12 protein-coding genes are annotated in these 17,143 nt (G+C 38.2%); 8 read left to right on the top strand and 4 right to left on the bottom strand.

What is annotated here, in order from left to right; all coding sequences use genetic code 11:
- Nucleotides 1-9 precede the first annotated feature (9 nt).
- Complete coding sequence (locus tag DET49_RS08690; RefSeq protein ID WP_133547711.1) at nucleotides 10-1,038, top strand: threonine aldolase family protein; 1,029 nt, start codon at nucleotides 10-12, stop codon at nucleotides 1,036-1,038.
- A gap of 324 nt (nucleotides 1,039-1,362) precedes the next feature.
- On the opposite strand, the gene DET49_RS08685 is transcribed toward DET49_RS08690, so the two are convergent.
- Nucleotides 1,363-1,686: a YbaB/EbfC family nucleoid-associated protein gene (locus tag DET49_RS08685; RefSeq protein WP_133547710.1), complete on the bottom strand. Its 324-nt coding sequence runs from the start codon at nucleotides 1,684-1,686 to the stop codon at nucleotides 1,363-1,365.
- A 130-nt stretch (nucleotides 1,687-1,816) separates the two neighbouring features.
- Here DET49_RS08685 and DET49_RS08680 point away from each other — a divergent pair, with 130 nt between their 5' ends.
- The 3 genes from DET49_RS08680 (at nucleotide 1,817) to DET49_RS08670 (ending at nucleotide 6,507) form a co-directional block, all read left to right on the top strand.
- Nucleotides 1,817-3,877 carry a S9 family peptidase gene (locus DET49_RS08680; protein ID WP_133547709.1) on the top strand — a complete coding sequence of 687 codons (2,061 nt, stop codon included), beginning with the start codon at nucleotides 1,817-1,819 and terminating at the stop codon, nucleotides 3,875-3,877.
- Between the two features lie 178 nt (nucleotides 3,878-4,055).
- Nucleotides 4,056-5,096: a PLP-dependent cysteine synthase family protein gene (locus tag DET49_RS08675; RefSeq protein ID WP_133547708.1), complete on the top strand. Its 1,041-nt coding sequence runs from the start codon at nucleotides 4,056-4,058 to the stop codon at nucleotides 5,094-5,096.
- A gap of 145 nt (nucleotides 5,097-5,241) precedes the next feature.
- On the top strand, nucleotides 5,242-6,507 hold the full coding sequence (locus DET49_RS08670; protein ID WP_133547707.1) for an aminotransferase class I/II-fold pyridoxal phosphate-dependent enzyme: 1,266 nt from the start codon (nucleotides 5,242-5,244) through the stop codon (nucleotides 6,505-6,507).
- Nucleotides 6,508-6,625: 118 nt separating this feature from the next.
- Here the strand turns inward: DET49_RS08670 and ltrA (DET49_RS08665) are convergent, their stop codons facing one another.
- The 3 genes from ltrA (DET49_RS08665) to DET49_RS08655 form a co-directional block, all read right to left on the bottom strand.
- The gene (gene ltrA, locus DET49_RS08665; protein ID WP_133547706.1) at nucleotides 6,626-8,023 is read right to left on the bottom strand and encodes a group II intron reverse transcriptase/maturase; all 1,398 of its coding nucleotides are present in this window, start codon (nucleotides 8,021-8,023) and stop codon (nucleotides 6,626-6,628) included.
- A gap of 521 nt (nucleotides 8,024-8,544) precedes the next feature.
- Complete coding sequence (ltrA, locus tag DET49_RS08660) at nucleotides 8,545-9,936, bottom strand: group II intron reverse transcriptase/maturase (RefSeq protein ID WP_133547705.1); 1,392 nt, start codon at nucleotides 9,934-9,936, stop codon at nucleotides 8,545-8,547.
- A gap of 508 nt (nucleotides 9,937-10,444) precedes the next feature.
- The gene (locus DET49_RS08655) at nucleotides 10,445-11,410 is read right to left on the bottom strand and encodes a transporter (RefSeq protein ID WP_133547704.1); all 966 of its coding nucleotides are present in this window, start codon (nucleotides 11,408-11,410) and stop codon (nucleotides 10,445-10,447) included.
- 106 nt (nucleotides 11,411-11,516) lie between these two features.
- Between DET49_RS08655 and DET49_RS08650 the strand changes: the two genes are divergently transcribed.
- From DET49_RS08650 to DET49_RS08635, 4 genes are all read left to right on the top strand, one after another.
- Nucleotides 11,517-11,792, top strand: coding sequence for a DUF4834 domain-containing protein (locus DET49_RS08650; protein WP_133547703.1), 276 nt, complete (start codon nucleotides 11,517-11,519; stop codon nucleotides 11,790-11,792).
- 78 nt (nucleotides 11,793-11,870) lie between these two features.
- Nucleotides 11,871-14,288 (top strand): YfhO family protein, encoded by a 2,418-nt coding sequence (locus DET49_RS08645; RefSeq protein ID WP_133547702.1) that lies wholly within the window; start codon nucleotides 11,871-11,873, stop codon nucleotides 14,286-14,288.
- Between the two features lie 7 nt (nucleotides 14,289-14,295).
- Nucleotides 14,296-15,585: a glycosyltransferase family 4 protein gene (locus DET49_RS08640; RefSeq protein WP_133547701.1), complete on the top strand. Its 1,290-nt coding sequence runs from the start codon at nucleotides 14,296-14,298 to the stop codon at nucleotides 15,583-15,585.
- 9 nt (nucleotides 15,586-15,594) lie between these two features.
- The gene (locus tag DET49_RS08635; protein WP_133547700.1) at nucleotides 15,595-17,058 is read left to right on the top strand and encodes a polysaccharide biosynthesis C-terminal domain-containing protein; all 1,464 of its coding nucleotides are present in this window, start codon (nucleotides 15,595-15,597) and stop codon (nucleotides 17,056-17,058) included.
- Nucleotides 17,059-17,143 lie beyond the last annotated feature (85 nt).

The raw sequence follows: 17,143 nt of genomic DNA, 5'->3' as shown, positions 1-17,143 counted from the left end.
TATTTATTTATGAGAGAAATAGATTTAAGGAGTGATACAGTAACCCGGCCTACCAGCGGTATGTTGAAAGCAATTATGAGTGCTGAAGTTGGTGACGATGTTTATAAGGAAGATCCTACGGTAAACGCTTTAGAAGATAAACTTGCAAAAATGTTCGGGAAAGAAGAAGCCTTGTTCTTTCCTACCGGAAGCATGGCCAATCAGGCTGCTATAAAATTGCACACCCAACCTGCTGATCAACTAATATGTGATAAATGGGCCCACGTTTTTAATTATGAAGGCGGTGGCGCTTCATTCAATAGCGGGGTTTCCTGTAAATTAATAGATGGTGAGCGCGGTATGATCACTGCTGCACAGGTAGAAGAAAATATAAATCCTCCCGACTTTTACCATAGTCCGTTAACCACATTGGTTTGTTTGGAAAACACTACTAATAAAGGCGGTGGCGCCTGTTATGATTTAAAGGAAATCAAAGAAGTAAGAAAAGTATGCAATACTTATAAACTTGGCTTGCATTTAGACGGGGCACGTTTATTTAATGCATTGGTTGCAAAAAATGAAGACCCGAAGGATTATGGAAAGTTGTTTGATACCATTTCGGTATGCCTTTCTAAAGGTCTTGGAATTCCCATGGGATCGGTACTTATTGGGGATAAGGAAATTATGAAAAATGCCATTCGGGTAAGGAAAGTTCTTGGTGGTGGCATGCGACAGGTTGGATTTATGGCCGCAGCCGGAATATACGCACTGGATAACCATGTGGAACGTTTGGCTGAAGATCATAAAAGAGCTGCCGATATTGCTGAAACTCTGGATGCTGCAAGTTATGTTGGTGAAGTGGAGCCAGTGGAAACCAATATCATTATTTTTTATCTAAAAAATACCTCTGATGAAGTCGCTTTTATGAACAATCTTCAGCAGGAAAATATCAGAATAAGTAATATGGGTCAGGGGAAACTGAGAATTGTCACCCATTTAGATTATTCTGAAGCTATGCATCAAAAATTTTTGAAAGTACTAAAACAAATCAAACTGTAATTCGATAAGGCAAATTTAATCATGCCCTATAAAACCTTTGGTACAAGCTGGTGGGATATTTTGACTTACAAAAAAAAATAAAAGCGTAATTATGAAAAATTTACGCTCTAAAAAGATGGCACCAGAAGGGATAGGGTGCCAATTTTATATGGGTTAAGATCAGAAATTAAATAAAAATATGGAATGTTTTCAGCAGAAAAGCCAATTTTAGGAAAAAGAATATTTTTAAAAGTGGTGGGTAGTCTGTAGTAAAGGTGACGCAGTAAAAAGAGCTGTCGTATTGAAATCAAACAGCCCTTTTTGAGTTACCTGTACACAAATATTTTATTTAAACTGGTCCAATCCAGGGATATCAGGCATTCCATCTTTTGCAACTGCAGCAAGTTCGGTTTCATTAATTTCTGATGCTCTGCTTATGGCTTTGTTCAGGGTTAATACCAGGTAATCCTCCAGCTGTTCTTTGTCATCCATAAGTTCCTGAGCAACACTAATATTTTTAATTTCACGTGTAGCGCTAATTGTCACTTTTAATAATCCGTCGCTAGATTTTTCCTCTATAGTTACTGTCTTTAATCGTTCTTTAGTTTCTTCAACCTTTTGTTGGGTTTCTTTGATTTTATTCATCATACCCATCATATCTCCAAACATAGTCCTTTTTTTAAAAATTAAACAAATACAAAAATACTAAATTACAGTATTAATCCTGTTAATATGGAAAGACTATTATGTATTTAAATGGGAAGCATTACCTTTGCAAGCGCTTAAAACTAATGCAGATTTGAAAAAAAATATTATACCGCCAAAAGCTAAGAAGATACCAAAAACCCTGGAATTTCACCAAGATGTGAGAATAGATAATTATTACTGGATGAATAATCGTGATAATCCAGAAGTTATTGATTATCTGAACCAGGAAAATGATTACTATCATAGAATAACTGCCCACACTAAGAATTTTCAAAAGCGGTTATTCAAAGAAATGAAAGGTCGAATTAAGGAAGATGATGAATCTGTTCCCTATAAACTTAATGGATACTGGTATTTGACTCGATTTGAAACTGGAAAGGATTACCCTATTTATTCCAGGAAAAAGGGAGAACTAGAGGCTCCTGAAGAATTACTTTTTAATGTCAATGACATGGCCGAAGGTTTTGAATATTACAGCCTTGGCGGATTAAATGTGAGTCCTAACAATAACATGATAGCTTTTGCAGTAGATACTTTAAGCAGAAGAAAGTATACTATTCAGGTCAAGGATTTGCTGACCGGAGAAATTTACTCTGATAAAATTGAAAATGCTACCGGAGGTTCTACCTGGGCAGCGGATAATAAAACATTATTCTACACTAAAAAAGACGAAATAACACTGCGTTCCTATAGAATTTACAAGCATATTCTGGGAACTGATTCCACTGATGATGAATTGGTATTTGAAGAAAAAGATGAAACTTTTAATACCTACGTTTATAAATCGAAGTCCAAGGAATATATTATCATCGGTAGTCATAGTACTTTAACAACAGAATATCGAATTCTAAAGGCGGATGATCCATCCGGGGATTTTAAAGTTTTTCAACCTAGAGAACGCGGTTTAGAATACAGTATAGCACATTATGAAGGCGACTTTTATGTGATGACCAATAAAGATGGAGCGACCAACTTTAAACTGATGAAAACTCCTGTTGACAAAACAACCAAGGAGAACTGGGTTGACGTGATTCCACACCGCCAAGATTATTTATTGGAAGATGTGGATATCTTTAAAAAATACCTGGTTATAAGTGAGCGGCATAATGGACTTAATAAGATAAAAGTGATGCATTGGGATGATTCCCAAGAATATTATATTCCATTTGATAATGAAACCTATACTGCATATACTTCTATAAACCCTTCATTTAATACCGATATCTTAAGATTTACTTATAATTCAATGACTACCCCGACATCAGTGGTTGATTTTAATATGGAAACCCGGGAAAAAACGGTATTAAAAGAACAGGAAGTTTTAGACAAAAAATTTGACAAAAACAATTACCGTTCAGAAAGAATATGGGCAAGAGCAAAAGACGGCACTAGAATTCCGATCAGTTTGGTCTATAAAAAAGAAACTAAGTTGGATGGTAATAGTCCGCTGTTGCAATATGCTTATGGCTCCTATGGCTCGACCATTGATCCTTATTTTTCAACGGTAAGGCTCAGTTTATTGGATCGCGGGTTTATTTATGCTATTGCTCATATTCGAGGTGGTGAATATCTGGGTCGTAATTGGTATGAAGACGGTAAGCTTTTTAATAAAATGAATACCTTTACTGATTATATAGATGTTTCAGAGTATTTAATTCAGGAAAAATATACTGCTGCAGAACATCTTTACGCTATGGGCGGTTCGGCTGGCGGTTTGCTTATGGGGGCAGTGATCAATATGGCTCCACAGCTTTATAATGGTGTTATTGCCGCAGTTCCTTTTGTAGATGTGGTAACTACGATGCTAGATGATAGCATCCCATTAACCACGGGCGAATATGATGAATGGGGAAACCCCAATAATAGGGAATTCTATGAATATATGTTGCAGTATTCTCCTTATGATAATGTAGCAGCTCAAGATTACCCCAATATACTGGTAACAACGGGTTTGCATGATTCTCAGGTTCAATATTGGGAACCGGCAAAATGGGTAGCTAAATTAAGGGAACTAAAAACTGATAACAATTTATTGTTGTTTCATACCAATATGGATGCAGGGCATGGCGGGGCTTCTGGTCGTTTTGAAGCTTTAAAAGAAGTAGCCGAAGAATATGCATTTTTACTGGATTTAGAAGGAATTGACCACTAATTAAAAAATTTGCCTTAAATTTGAATGTTTTTACAGTCTTGTTTTTTTTGGTAGGTGAAAATTGACCGGGACAGGTGCCCGAGATATATAAAAAGAATGTTTCGGGTTTCCGAAATATTTTAAGCTCCATTAAATGAGCAAAATCTTTTAACCCAAATTTTGTAAAGAACTTCGATTTATGAAAGAAGATTTGCAAGTATATGATAACGTATTGCAACTTATTGGCAATACGCCATTGATTCAACTCAACAAAATAACTCAAGGATTTAAAGGTGAATTCTTCGCTAAAGTAGAAGCCTTTAATCCAGGGCACTCCGCTAAAGATCGCATTGCCCTCTATATTATTGAAGAAGCTGAGAGAAAAGGCATTCTTAAACCAGGAAGTACAATAATAGAAACCACTTCAGGAAATACGGGCTTTAGTATAGCTATGGTAAGTGTTATAAAAGGCTACGAGTGTATCCTTGCCGTTAGTTCTAAGGCATCGAGCGATAAGATTGATATGCTAAAAACCATGGGCGCCAAGGTATATGTCTGTCCGGCACATGTCTCAGCAGACGATCCAAGATCATATTACCAGGTTGCTAAAAGGTTACATTCAGAAACTAAAGGTTCGGTGTATATCAATCAGTATTTTAATGATTTGAATATCGACGCTCATTTTAATTCAACCGGTCCGGAAATTTGGAAACAAACCGAAGGAGAAATAACTCACCTTGTCGCTTGTAGTGGAACTGGAGGAACAATATCGGGAACTGCAAGATATTTAAAACAACAGAACCCAAAAATGAAAGTCATAGGAATTGATGCTTACGGGTCTGTTTTAAAAAAATATCACGAAACCAAAGAATTCGATTCAGGTGAAATTTATCCTTATAGAATAGAGGGATTAGGTAAAAACCTAATTCCATCTGCAACGGACTTTGAAATTATAGATCGTTTTATAAAGGTTAGTGATGAAGACAGTGCTCATACAGCAAGAGAACTGGCTAAAACAGAAGGCTTGTTTGTAGGTTACACCAGTGGTGCTGCTACTCAGGGCTTAAAGCAACTCGCTGAAGAAGGAGAGTTTGATCAAAACAGTAAAGTTGTGGTGATTTTCCCAGACCACGGTTCAAGGTATATGGGAAAAGTATTTAGTGATGAGTGGATGGAAGAGCAAGGCTTTTTTGATACTAAAAATGAAGTAGAGGCTCAGCCTATAGAATTTATAAAATAGAAACAGTTTGAAATTTCTTCAAAAATAAATCCATAAAGCATCCTTTTCAGGATGCTTTTCTTTTATTTGAATTTATGGAAGAAAAATAACTTTGTGCAATTGAGCCAATTTTAAGTATTTTTGCGGCTCGACTAAAAAATGATCGATGAGGGATTTATTTGATAAAATATATAAGGATAAAGGACCATTAGGAAAATGGGCAGAACAGGCAGAAGGGTATTTCGTATTTCCTAAGCTAGAAGGACCAATTTCCAACCGAATGAAATTTAGAGGAAAAGAAGTAATTACCTGGAGTATTAATGACTACCTGGGACTTGCCAATCATCCAGAAGTAAGAAAAGTAGATGCTGAAGCAGCTGCAGAGTATGGTTCAGCATACCCCATGGGTGCTCGAATGATGAGTGGCCACACTCAGCTTCATGAAAAATTACAGGATGAATTAGCTTCTTTTGTTCATAAGCAATCAGCATACCTGCTTAATTTTGGTTATCAAGGAATGGTTTCTACCATTGATGCCTTGGTTTCAAAAGCTGATGTTATTGTATATGATGTTGATGCACATGCCTGTATTATTGATGGAGTAAGATTACATTTAGGTCAACGTTTTACCTACAAACATAACGACCTGGAGAGTATAGAGAAAAACCTGCAACGGGCTACTAAAATTGCAGAGCAAACCGGGGGAGGAATTTTATTGATCTCGGAAGGTGTTTTTGGAATGCGCGGAGAACAGGGGAGGTTAAAAGAAATTGTTGAACTTAAGAAAAAATATAATTTTAGACTTTTTGTAGATGACGCCCATGGCTTTGGAACGCTCGGTAAAACGGGAGCCGGGGCAGGCGAGGAGCAAGGAATTCAGGATGATATTGATGTTTACTTTGCGACTTTCGCAAAATCTTTGGCTAGCACGGGTGCATTCATCGCAGCAGATAAGGAAATTATAGATTATCTGAAATATAATTTACGTTCACAAATGTTCGCTAAATCATTGCAAATGCAACTAGTAGTTGGCGCATTAAAACGTTTAGAAATGCTAAGAACAATGCCAGAGCTTAAAGAAAAGCTATGGGAAAATGTAAACGCACTTCAAAATGGACTAAAGGAAAACGGATTTGATATAGGCACCACCCAAAGTTGTGTGACTCCTGTTTACTTAAAGGGAAGTATACCTGAAGCGATGGCTTTGGTGAAAGATCTAAGAGAAAATCACGGAGTTTTCTGTTCCATAGTGGTTTACCCGGTAATACCTAAAGGACTCATTTTACTTAGAATGATTCCTACGGCATCACATACTCTTGAGGATATTGAGGAAACTCTGGTTGCTTTTTCAGCCATTAGAGAACGCTTAGAAAATGGAACTTATAAGAGATTGTCTGCTTCAGTTTCTGCGGCTATGGCCAGTAAAGAGTAGAAGTAGTATTTTATAAGAATCGAGTAGGAAGATAGGGATTATCTTATTAAGATTATTGTTCCCTATCTGTCCTCTCACACCACTCAGCGTACGGGTCCGTACTGAGCGGTTTCTTAATTTATGTATTCCACTTTAGAAAAGAATCCAGTAAGAAAGTGTACCCCGCTTCTCTTAGGCGCTCTTTGGTTATTGCAACATTAAGCGTAGGAGTTCCTGATATTTTCCAGTATCCTTTTCTTGTTGAAGCAAGTTTTAGCGCTTTAGAGTTGGATATCCCTAATTTTCGGAGATTCCTTAGTCGGGTTCGTATGAGTTTCCATCTTTTCCAGATACACATTCGTAACCGTCTGCGATACCATAGGTCTACTTTCTGCATTAAACTTTTCATATCAGCCAGTTTAAAGTAGTTCACCCAACCTCTGATAAATTGGTTGAGCGCCTCCTTTCGTCTGGCCTCACCCCACCCGTTGCTCCTTGATGTAAGCTGTTTTAACCGCTGTTTCATCTTTTGGATACTGCTAGGGTGGGCTCGAAGTCTGCCTTTTCCTTTATATCGGTAGAAGGTGTATCCGAGGAATTTAGTCTTAAAGATACTAGACACATTGGTTTTCCCCTTATTCACTTTCAGGAATAACTTATCCTCGATAAAAGGAATAATATTCCTTAGCGTCCGCTCCGCGCTTCGCTTACTTTTGCAGACGATCATCAGATCGTCCGCGTAGCGGACGAAGCGGTGCCCCCTTCTTTGGAGTTCCTTGTCCAACTCATTCAGCATTACGTTGCTCATCAGTGGACTTAGAGGGCCTCCTTGAGGAACCCCCAGTTCGGTTTCTTCAAATTTGTTCCCGATCATCACTCCAGCCCCAAGATACTTGTGAATGAGCGAGATTACCCGTCCATCCTTTATCGTTCTTGATAAGATCTCCACAAGTTTACTGTGGCTCACTTTGTCGAAGAATTCCTGCAGGTCCATATCAACAGCATAGATATAACTGTCGCTGATATAATCCCTGCATTTCTTAAGTGCCTGATGAGCATTTCTACCGGGTCTAAAGCCGTAACTGTAGGCAGAGAATTGCTTCTCGTAAATAGGAGAGAGTACCTGAGTAATAGCTTGTTGGATTACCTTGTCTACCACTGTGGGCAAACCAAGTAATCGTTTCTTACCATTCTCTTTGGGTATTTCTACCCGTCGTACTGGCTTGGGACGATATCTACCGTCCCTGATAGATCGTAATAGTTCATCCCTGTTTTCCACAAGATGGTTCTTTAAGTCATCGATTTCCATCTTGTCCACTCCTCCTTTCCCTTTGTTGCTCAGGACCTTCTTAAAGGCCCGGTTCAGATTGGAGGGAGACAGGATTTTTTCTAATAGTCCATCTTCTAAAGTAGTAACATCAGTAAGGTTGTTTTCAGTTATCCTCATGTAGGTCTGCCCTGCTGCATAGCTTTCGGGTTCCGCCCTATCCTTTTGCAGCCAGGTATCTGTCGATATTTTCTGCATTCTTCCCTTCATAAGGTAACAGTCATTTACTTCTTACTTCTTAAGATTCAGTCCTTCCCCAGTTGTGAGACCTGTGCAGTTTATGCACCTCGTTAGCTCTGGGTACTACGACGTCAGCTGACTTCTCACAGTAAATCTTATTTCAACCATAGCATATTATTCCGCTATGTCTGTGAGATCTCCCGCGGTAAGACATATCACCTTCGTTCCATATATCCGCATCATTTACACCTTCTGGCCTTCCGTATAGCTTTAGGACTTTGCTTTGCAATGTAAGTTCATCCAGACCAGATATGCCTTATATGATGTTCGTGTCCCTCGGACCAGAACTTTGCCGCCGGCTTCCTTCAGATTCCACCTCGCGGTGGACACCCTTGCAATTGGCTAATGATAGGTAGCTATAAACCCTCATAACGGACTTTCACCGTCAAGTGATACACCATGCACGGCGCACATCGGATAGGAGGAACGGGTTTACTTCCCGTTCCGACCTTCCACACCACCCAGCATACGGTTCCGTACTGGGCGGTTCCTTAATGTATGTGTTTTACTTTAGTATAGTACTCCAGTAGCGAGGGATATCCGGCCTTGGATAATCGCTGATTGGTAATAGTCCATCGAAGTATATCGGTATTAGCTATTCGCCAGTACTTCTTCCTCGTGTTAGCATATTGCCACGCTTGTTCCCTGTTAAGGCCGAGTTTAATTAACATTCTCCCTTTCGTTCGGGTGCGTTTCCACTGTTTCCAGATACACATCCGCAAACGTCGACGGCACCACTTATCTATGTCCTTCAAAAGACTTCTCATGTCTGCCATTTTGAAATAGTTCACCCAACCTCTAACATACTGATTGAGCAATTCTTTTCTTCTGGCATTTCCCCATCCATTGCTCCTTGATGTCAGCTCTTTTAATCGCTGTTTCATCTGTTGGATACTTGATGGATGAACTCGGAGTCTGCCTTTTCCCTTATATTGGTAAAAGCTGTATCCGAGGAACTTGGTCTTTCTGATATACGACACGTTGGTTTTCTCCTTGTTTACTTTTAGAAATAACTTTTCCTCGATATAAGGAATGATATTCCGTAGTGTTCTCTCTGCGCTCCGCTTGCTTTTGCAAAGGATAATACAATCGTCCGCGTAGCGGACGAACCGGTGCCCCCTTCTCTGTAGTTCCTTGTCCAACTCGTGGAGCATGATGTTGCCCAGAAGCGGACTTAGTGGTCCTCCTTGGGGCACCCCTAGCTTGGTTTGTTCAAACTTATTTCCGGTGACCACTCCGGCACGAAGATATTTATGGATAAGCGAGATAAATCGTCCATCCTTAATAGTTCTGGATAGTACTTCCACAAGTTTACTGTGGTTAACAGTATCGAAGAACTGTTGCAGATCCATATCGACGGCATAGATATATCCGTCTGTGATATAGGCTCTACATTTACTTAGTGCTTGGTGAGTGTTCCTTCCTGGTCTGAAGCCGTAACTGTGTGGTGAGAACTGCTGTTCGTAAATAGGAGAGAGTACTTGAGAGATGGCTTGTTGGACTACCCGGTCTACCACAGTGGGTATGCCTAATAGTCGTTTCTTGCCATTCTCTTTAGGTATCTCTACCCGTCTGACTGGATTGGGACGGTACTTCCCGTCCCGGATGGATGCTAATAGATCATCCCTGTTTTCAACAAGATAGGCCTTTAAGGCATCGACTTCCATCTTGTCCACTCCTCCTTTTCCTTTATTGCTCCGAACCCTCTTAAAGGCCCGGTTAAGGTTGAAAGGAGACAGGATCTGTTCTAATAATCCATCTTTTAAAGTAGTAACATCAGTAAGGTTGTTTTCAGTTATCCACATGTAGGTCTGCCCTCCTGCATAGCTTTCGGGTTCCGCCCTATCCTTTTGCAGCCAGGTATCTTTCGATATTTTCTGCATTCTTCCCTTCATAAGGTAACAGTCATTGACTACTTACTTCTTAAGGTTCACCCCTTCCCGGCGTAGTCGATTTTCTCCGGTACTATGGGCTCGGCTGACTTCTCACAGTAAATCTTATTTCAACCACAGCTTCATACGCTGTTTCAGTCTGTGTCTGTGAGACCTCCCGCGGTAAGACATATCACTTTCATTCCATATATCCGCATCATCTACACCCTGATATCCGTATAGCTTTAGGACTTCGTTTTATGTGGCAAACTCATCCAGATCAGGTATGCCTTATATGATGTTCGTGTTCCTCGGACCGGAACTTTGCCGCCGGCTTCCTTCAGATTCCACCTCGCGGTGGACACCCTTGCCCTTGGCTAATGATAGGTAGCTATCAACCCTCATAGCGGACTTTCACCGCCTAGTAATACGTCATGCACGGCGCACCACAAAAAAAGCCGTTTAAAGTTTAATTTTTAAACGGCTTTTTTTAACAGGAGTCAGGTCTTCTTAAAACCTTTTATTTTTTTCTTTCTTCATCTTCTTTATAAAAACCGGTTTCTTCTAACTTTTCGCCATTTTTATTTCTTTCCCCTTCGTAAGTATCTTCAATATATTCATCATCTTCGTGAAAATCCAAGCGAAATGAAACTCCAGCGGCTACCTGCCAACGAGAAGGTGTGTCCTTAAAATTAACCAATCCAGAAATATCTAGTTGAAAATCCTTTGATAACAAATAAGCAGCTCCACCGCGCACAAGCTCATCGGCATAGAGATCACTTATATAGGTTTGAAACTCCCCAAATATCGCGAATTCTGGAGTTATAGCATGGGTTAGCGTGAAAACTCCACCATAGGAGGGAAACTCCTCGGTGAATTTATCGGCAATAAAATTCATTACCAAAACCCAACGTCCCCAGTTTTGTTGAGTAATTACAGCAGCCTTTGGGCTTATTTCCGATTCGCCTTCAAACATATAAGGATTTTCCCACCACATAAAATTAGCACCAGCATAGATCGAAACCGCGGGAATTAAACTACGAAAATCCATACGTTGGTTAGCTTCCCAGCTGTAAAGATTAACCTCTCGCTCTTGAATACTCACATTAGGATCAAACAGCAAAAATTTAGCACCAATAATGTTGGTAGTGAAATTACTGGTTTTAAACTCATCGGTACTATTACCTACAGGGATAGAAGTAACCTGATCCTGAAAAGAACCAAAGAAATTAAGTTCGAGAATCTCTGTTAGAAAACCGTATCGTAAACCATAGCTGGCACCTAGAATATCGGTGTCACTATTGTATAAAATATGATTTTCGTGACCCATATATGCCCCTGCTTCCAATTGCAATACATTTTTACCAACCGCATAAGCCCCTTGAGATTCTCCGGGGCGATTGGAGTTAATGGTTTCAGTGTATTGTCCGTTTGCGCTAATAATTGCGAAGAAAATAAAGACTATACTTACTTTTAGATGCTGCATACTGGATTGATTTATTACTTTCAAAGATAGTAGATTTATTATTTTTTTAGGAGCCAAAGGCTGCTATTCTCAAGGCTTATTTTTATTTTTGCAAAAAGTCCTGAAAATGCTAGAAGCTTCTTTTTCCGATATATTACAAACGATTCTAATCATTTTATTAGTATACTTTGCCTTCAAATTACTTATTAAATGGTTTGGACCTCTTATTCTGAAATATTTTCTGCGCAAATTAGGTAAACGTTTTGAACAGCAATTTCGCCAACAACAAAATTCTGGATCTCCTAAGAAGGAGGGTAAAGTAAGTATTGATAAAAAGCCAAATGGCGGCAGAACATCTAATAAAAACGTTGGGGAATATATAGATTACGAGGAAATTGATTAATTTCGGGATCAATTTTTTATATTGAACCGGGAAGAAGCTGCCCATTCAATTTAACAGAAGTGATCTAAAAAATTTCAGATGGCCAATCTTAAAAAGTTTCTACCGCATCTTCTTGTTCTGGTAGGCTTCATAATTGTTTCCTTATTTTATTTTAGTCCTGTTTTACAGGGGAAAAAGATTTTCCAAAGCGATATTGTACAGTATATCGGGATGGCCAAAGAACAAAACGATTTTCGTGACCGCACTGGCCAAGAACCATACTGGACCGACGCTGCTTTTGGCGGAATGCCAACATTTCAACTGGGTGCCTATTATCCCCATAATTATGTCAAGAAACTAGATTCAGTTCTTCGATTTTTACCACGGCCTGCAGACTACCTTTTTCTATATTTTATCGGTTTTTACATCTTACTTCTATGTTTAAAACTTGATTTTCGCTTAGCTTTTTTGGGAGCTTTAGCTTTTGGTTTTTCCACTTATCTCATTATCATTCTTGGAGTTGGTCATAATGCGAAGGCGCACGCCATTGCTTATATGCCAATGGTTTTAGGGGGAATAATTCTTACTTTTAGGCAAAAATATCTTTGGGGATTTTTGTTATTATCTCTGGCAATGGCGCTGCAAATTGGTGCAAACCACTTCCAGATGACTTATTATTTACTACTGCTGGTTATTGTACTGGGGATTTCTTATTTAATTGATGCCTACCGCAAAAATATTCTGCCAAAATTTTTTAAAGCCCTGGGAGTAATGGTCGTAGCGGTTGTGCTGGCCATCGGTGCTAACGCTACTAATTTACTCGCTACCCAGGAATACGCCGCGCACAGCACACGTGGCGATACCGGTTTAACCATAGCACCCGATGGTTCTACTAAACCGGCTTCCGGTCTAACTTTCGATTATATTACGGAATATAGCTATGGAATATTGGAATCTCTAAATCTCTTTATACCCAGGTTTATGGGGGGGTCAAATGCTGAAAATATCGGGAAAGATTCAGAAATGTATAAAGTTCTACTCCAAATAGGTGCTTCTCCGGTTCAGGCAGCGAATTTTGTTGAAAATGCCCCTACATATTGGGGGGATCAGCCTTATGTGGGAGCCCCTGCATATGTTGGAGCTACAGTCCTTTTCTTGTTCATTTTTGCACTTTACCTAGTACGGGGACGTTTAAAATGGTGGATAGTGGGAGGAAGTATTCTAGCCCTTTTATTGTCCTGGGGCAAGAATTTCGGTTTTTTTACGGAATTTTTCATCGACTATGTTCCTCTTTATAATAAGTTTAGAGCTGTTTCATCTATTCAGGTTCTTATAGAATTATGTGTTCCCATTTTGGCTGTTTTCGGACTTTATAAATTATTTGATACTACGATTCCCAAAGAAATAAAAATTCACGCCTTAAAATGGTCCGGAATTATTGTTGGAGGAATAGGTGTTGCCTTACTGCTTTTTCGTTCGGTATTGTTTGATTTCAGCGGCGCTGGAGATTCAGCTTTAATTCAGCAAATGGGAGCTGAGTTTGTAAGGGCTTTAAAGCAAGATAGGAAAGCCCTTTATACCGAAGACCTTATTCGCTCACTTATTTTTTCAGCGTTAACAGCCACCGCTCTTTGGTTATTTATAGAAAATAAAATAAAACAAAACTGGCTCATACCTGTTTTGGCACTTTTAATTTTAGCAGATCTTATTCCGGTTGATAAACGCTATGTGAATAACGAGGATTTTGTGAATGCAAGCAAAATGGACCAACCCTTTCAACCAACAATGGCAGATCAAAAAATCCTTAAAGATAAAAGTCATTATCGGGTTTTTGATGTTTCTGGGAGCCCTTTCAACACTGGTAGAACTTCTTATTTCCATAATGCTATTGGCGGTTATCATGCTGCAAAGCCAGGAAGAATACAGGATTTATATGATTTCTATATTTCCAGAAACAATATGGAAGTACTCAATATGCTTAATACCAAATACTTTATTGTACCTTCTGAAAATGGTCAACCACAAGCACAGCAAAATCCAAATGCTTTCGGAAACGCATGGTTTGTTGATAATATTAAATGGGTGAATTCTGCCAATGAAGCTATCTTAAATTTAAATGAAGTAGATCTTCAACAAACAGCAATTGTAAACTCAAAATTTAAAAACCAGGTATCTGAGAATTTTAAGGCACTGGAGAGTGCTGAAATTCGTTTGCATAGCTATCAACCTAATGAACTCGTATATAAAACTAATGCTTCAGCCCGGCAGTTTGCAGTATTTTCTGAAATGTATTATCAACCTGGATGGCAGGCTTATTTAGATGGGGAAAAAGTAGATCATGTGCGTGCAAATTATGTACTAAGAGCTATGAATATTCCAGAGGGTGAACATACGGTAACTTTTAGATTTGAACCTGAAGTCGTTAATACCGGAAGTAGTATTGCCCTGGCCAGTTCTATAATTCTGGTCTTGATTATCTTAGGTGGATTCTACTATAAATTCCGAAAAAGGGAATAAGTTTTAAATGGAAAAGGTACTCATTATTACTTATTATTGGCCTCCGGCCGGAGGCCCAGGGGTACAGCGTTGGTTAAAGTTTGTGAAGTATTTACAGGACTTTGAGATTGAACCTGTAATTTATATCCCAGAAAATCCCAGCTACCCGATGTTGGATCCATCTTTTGAGAATGAAATCCCATCGGGAATCACGATTTTAAAGAAGCCTATTTTCGAGCCCTATCAATTAGCAAGGATATTTTCTCATAGGCAAACAAATACGATTAGTAAAGGAATTATTGCTGCTGAAGAAAACCAATCTTTCCTACAAAAAAGTCTTCTTTTTATTCGCGGGAATTTATTTATTCCAGATGCCAGGAAATATTGGGTTAAACCATCTGTCAAATTCCTTAAAAACTACCTCGAAGAGGAAGGAATTAAAAAAATTATCACAACCGGGCCACCGCATAGTTTGCATCTTATCGGTTTAAAACTTAAGCAAGAATTAGATTTAAAATGGATAGCGGATTTCAGGGATCCCTGGACGCGAATCGGGTATCATAAAAAATTAAAACTAACTAAAATCAGCGAGCAAAAGCACCTTAACCTGGAACGGGAAGTATTAAATTCAGCTGATCAAATTATCACGACAAGTTTTACAACTAAGACGGAGTTTTCTGAAAAAACTAAAAACCCTATTATGGTCATAACCAACGGATTTGATAATGATGAAAATACGGCGGAAAATATTGAATTAGATAAAATGTTTAGTATCTCCCATATTGGCTCCTTACTTTCTGAACGAAATCCAGAGAATCTATGGTCTGCTATAGCAGAACTCATGAAAGAAAATTCAGCTTTCGCTCAGGATCTGGTGCTAAATTTAACTGGAACGATAAGTGAAGAGGTTATCGCTTCAATAAAGTCTGTAGGACTAGGAGGGAAGCTTCATTTACAGGGATATGTCAGTCACGAGCAGGCAATCACTTTGCAACGAAAAAGCAGGTTATTATTATTGATTGAAATAGACAGAGAAGAGACCCAAGGGATTATTCCGGGAAAATTATTTGAGTATTTAATGGTAAGAAGACCCATTTTGGCAATCGGCCCAGGAAAATGGGATGTCCAGAAAATTTTAAATCAAACCGGTGCCGGAGAGTGCTTTCTATATTCAGAAAAAGAACGACTTAAGAGTACAATTTTAGCTTACTATAGAAAATTTAAAAATGAAGCAGACAATTTCACCACTGGGGCTATTGAACCTTATCACCGCAAAAACTTAACTAAAAAATTAGCCAATTTGTTAAAGGGGATCTAAATTAGATATATGGGAGTGATTATCAAACAATCTTTAAGAAACCTGGTTACTACCTATTTGGGTTTTGGGATTGGTGCGATCAACACTTTATTTCTTTTTACCTATTTTCTAAAACAAGAGTATTACGGGTTGATTACCTTCCTGCTTTCAGCAGCAAACTTGCTTTGGCCATTTATGGCTTTTGGAGTCCATAACACGCTTATAAAATTTTTTTCTTTTTACAAAACAAAACAGCAAAAGGACAGGCTTTTAAACTTAGTACTGTTTTTGCCGATAGTGGTTTCAATTGTCCTGGGAGTAATTGTAGCTTTTAGTTACTCCCTACTTATAAACTACTTTACAGAAGGAAACGGGCTAGTAAGACCCTATATATGGTTAATTTTTTTAATCGCTTTTGCGACTTCTTATTTCGAGATATTTTTTGCCTGGTCTAAACTTTTTTATAGGAGTGTTTTTGGAAATTTTATGAAAGAGGTTTTTCATAGATTTTGTATAAGTATATTATTACTGGCGGTTTATTTTAACTGGATTACGGTTCATCAATTTATTTATTGTATTGCCGGTGTTTTTATACTGCGGCTAATAGCCATGAAGATATATGCATTTTCACTTTATTTACCTCGTTTAGACTTTAAATTACCAGATAATTTTGGATCGGTCTTAAAATATACCTCGCTAATTCTTATCGCAGGTTCCGTAGCGACCGCTTTATTGGATTTAGATAAAGTGATGATCGAATATTTTATGCCGATAGAAAATGTAGCCGTTTATGGCATTGCAATATATATTGCTACAGTAATCTCGGTACCGCAAAAAGCAATGCACCAAATTACCAACCCATTAACCGCTGAATTCCTGAATACCAAAAACATAAAAAGTCTGGAAGACTTGTATAAAAGGAGCTCTCTTAATTTATTGATCATTAGTCTACTAATTTTTATTTTAATAATTACCAATGTTAAACAACTATACGCTCTGATACCGGATGAATATGAATTAAGTATCGTGGTAGTATTACTGATTTCGTTAGTGAAATTATATGATAATCTTTTAGGGAATAACAACAGTATTCTTTTTAATTCCGATTATTACAGACTTGTTTTATTTACTGGCGTTTTACTGGTGGTAGTCGCTTTTGTATTAAACCTGATATTTATTCCTATTTTGGGAATAGAAGGAGCAGCCATCGCCAGTTTTATAGCCTTTTTTCTCTATAATTCAGCAAAAATTTGGCTAGTCTATAGGAAGTTTAATTTTTTACCATTTACCTCCAAAACATGGTTGGTGCTTTTTACAGGTATAATCTTTTCTCTTGGTTTTTATTTCTGGGATTTTAATTTTCATCCCATTTTGAATATTTCGCTGAAGTCCATTCTAATTGGTGTAGCTTATATTGGTTTGACTTATTTTTTAAATTTTTCTGAAGAATTAACTCGTATAATTCGTAAGCTTATAAAGATAAAACCTTTCTAAAAACGGGAAACCCCCGAAACACATTTTGTGTCTCTAGGGGTTTCCAACTAACCAACCAAAAAATTAAATTATGAATTCTTTATTA

Origin of the sequence: Salegentibacter sp. 24 (assembly GCF_004362395.1) — a bacterium.
Lineage (GTDB): Bacteria > Bacteroidota > Bacteroidia > Flavobacteriales > Flavobacteriaceae > Salegentibacter.
Note: the sequence above shows the minus strand (reverse complement) of the source record. Positions and strands in the feature narration are given on the sequence as shown.

What these genes read in the sequence shown, in the direction of transcription:
- DET49_RS08635 (WP_133547700.1), top strand. Translation starts at nt 15,595, where the DNA reads ATGGGAGTGATTATCAAACAATCTTTAAGAAACCTGGTTACTACCTAT.
- DET49_RS08640 (WP_133547701.1), top strand. Translation starts at nt 14,296, where the DNA reads ATGGAAAAGGTACTCATTATTACTTATTATTGGCCTCCGGCCGGAGGC.
- ltrA (WP_133547705.1), bottom strand. Translation starts at nt 9,936, where the DNA reads ATGCAGAAAATATCGAAAGATACCTGGCTGCAAAAGGATAGGGCGGAA.
- ltrA (WP_133547706.1), bottom strand. Translation starts at nt 8,023, where the DNA reads ATGAAGGGAAGAATGCAGAAAATATCGACAGATACCTGGCTGCAAAAG.
- DET49_RS08645 (WP_133547702.1), top strand. Translation starts at nt 11,871, where the DNA reads ATGGCCAATCTTAAAAAGTTTCTACCGCATCTTCTTGTTCTGGTAGGC.
- DET49_RS08685 (WP_133547710.1), bottom strand. Translation starts at nt 1,686, where the DNA reads ATGTTTGGAGATATGATGGGTATGATGAATAAAATCAAAGAAACCCAA.
- DET49_RS08650 (WP_133547703.1), top strand. Translation starts at nt 11,517, where the DNA reads ATGCTAGAAGCTTCTTTTTCCGATATATTACAAACGATTCTAATCATT.
- DET49_RS08655 (WP_133547704.1), bottom strand. Translation starts at nt 11,410, where the DNA reads ATGCAGCATCTAAAAGTAAGTATAGTCTTTATTTTCTTCGCAATTATT.
- DET49_RS08675 (WP_133547708.1), top strand. Translation starts at nt 4,056, where the DNA reads ATGAAAGAAGATTTGCAAGTATATGATAACGTATTGCAACTTATTGGC.
- DET49_RS08670 (WP_133547707.1), top strand. Translation starts at nt 5,242, where the DNA reads ATGAGGGATTTATTTGATAAAATATATAAGGATAAAGGACCATTAGGA.
- DET49_RS08690 (WP_133547711.1), top strand. Translation starts at nt 10, where the DNA reads ATGAGAGAAATAGATTTAAGGAGTGATACAGTAACCCGGCCTACCAGC.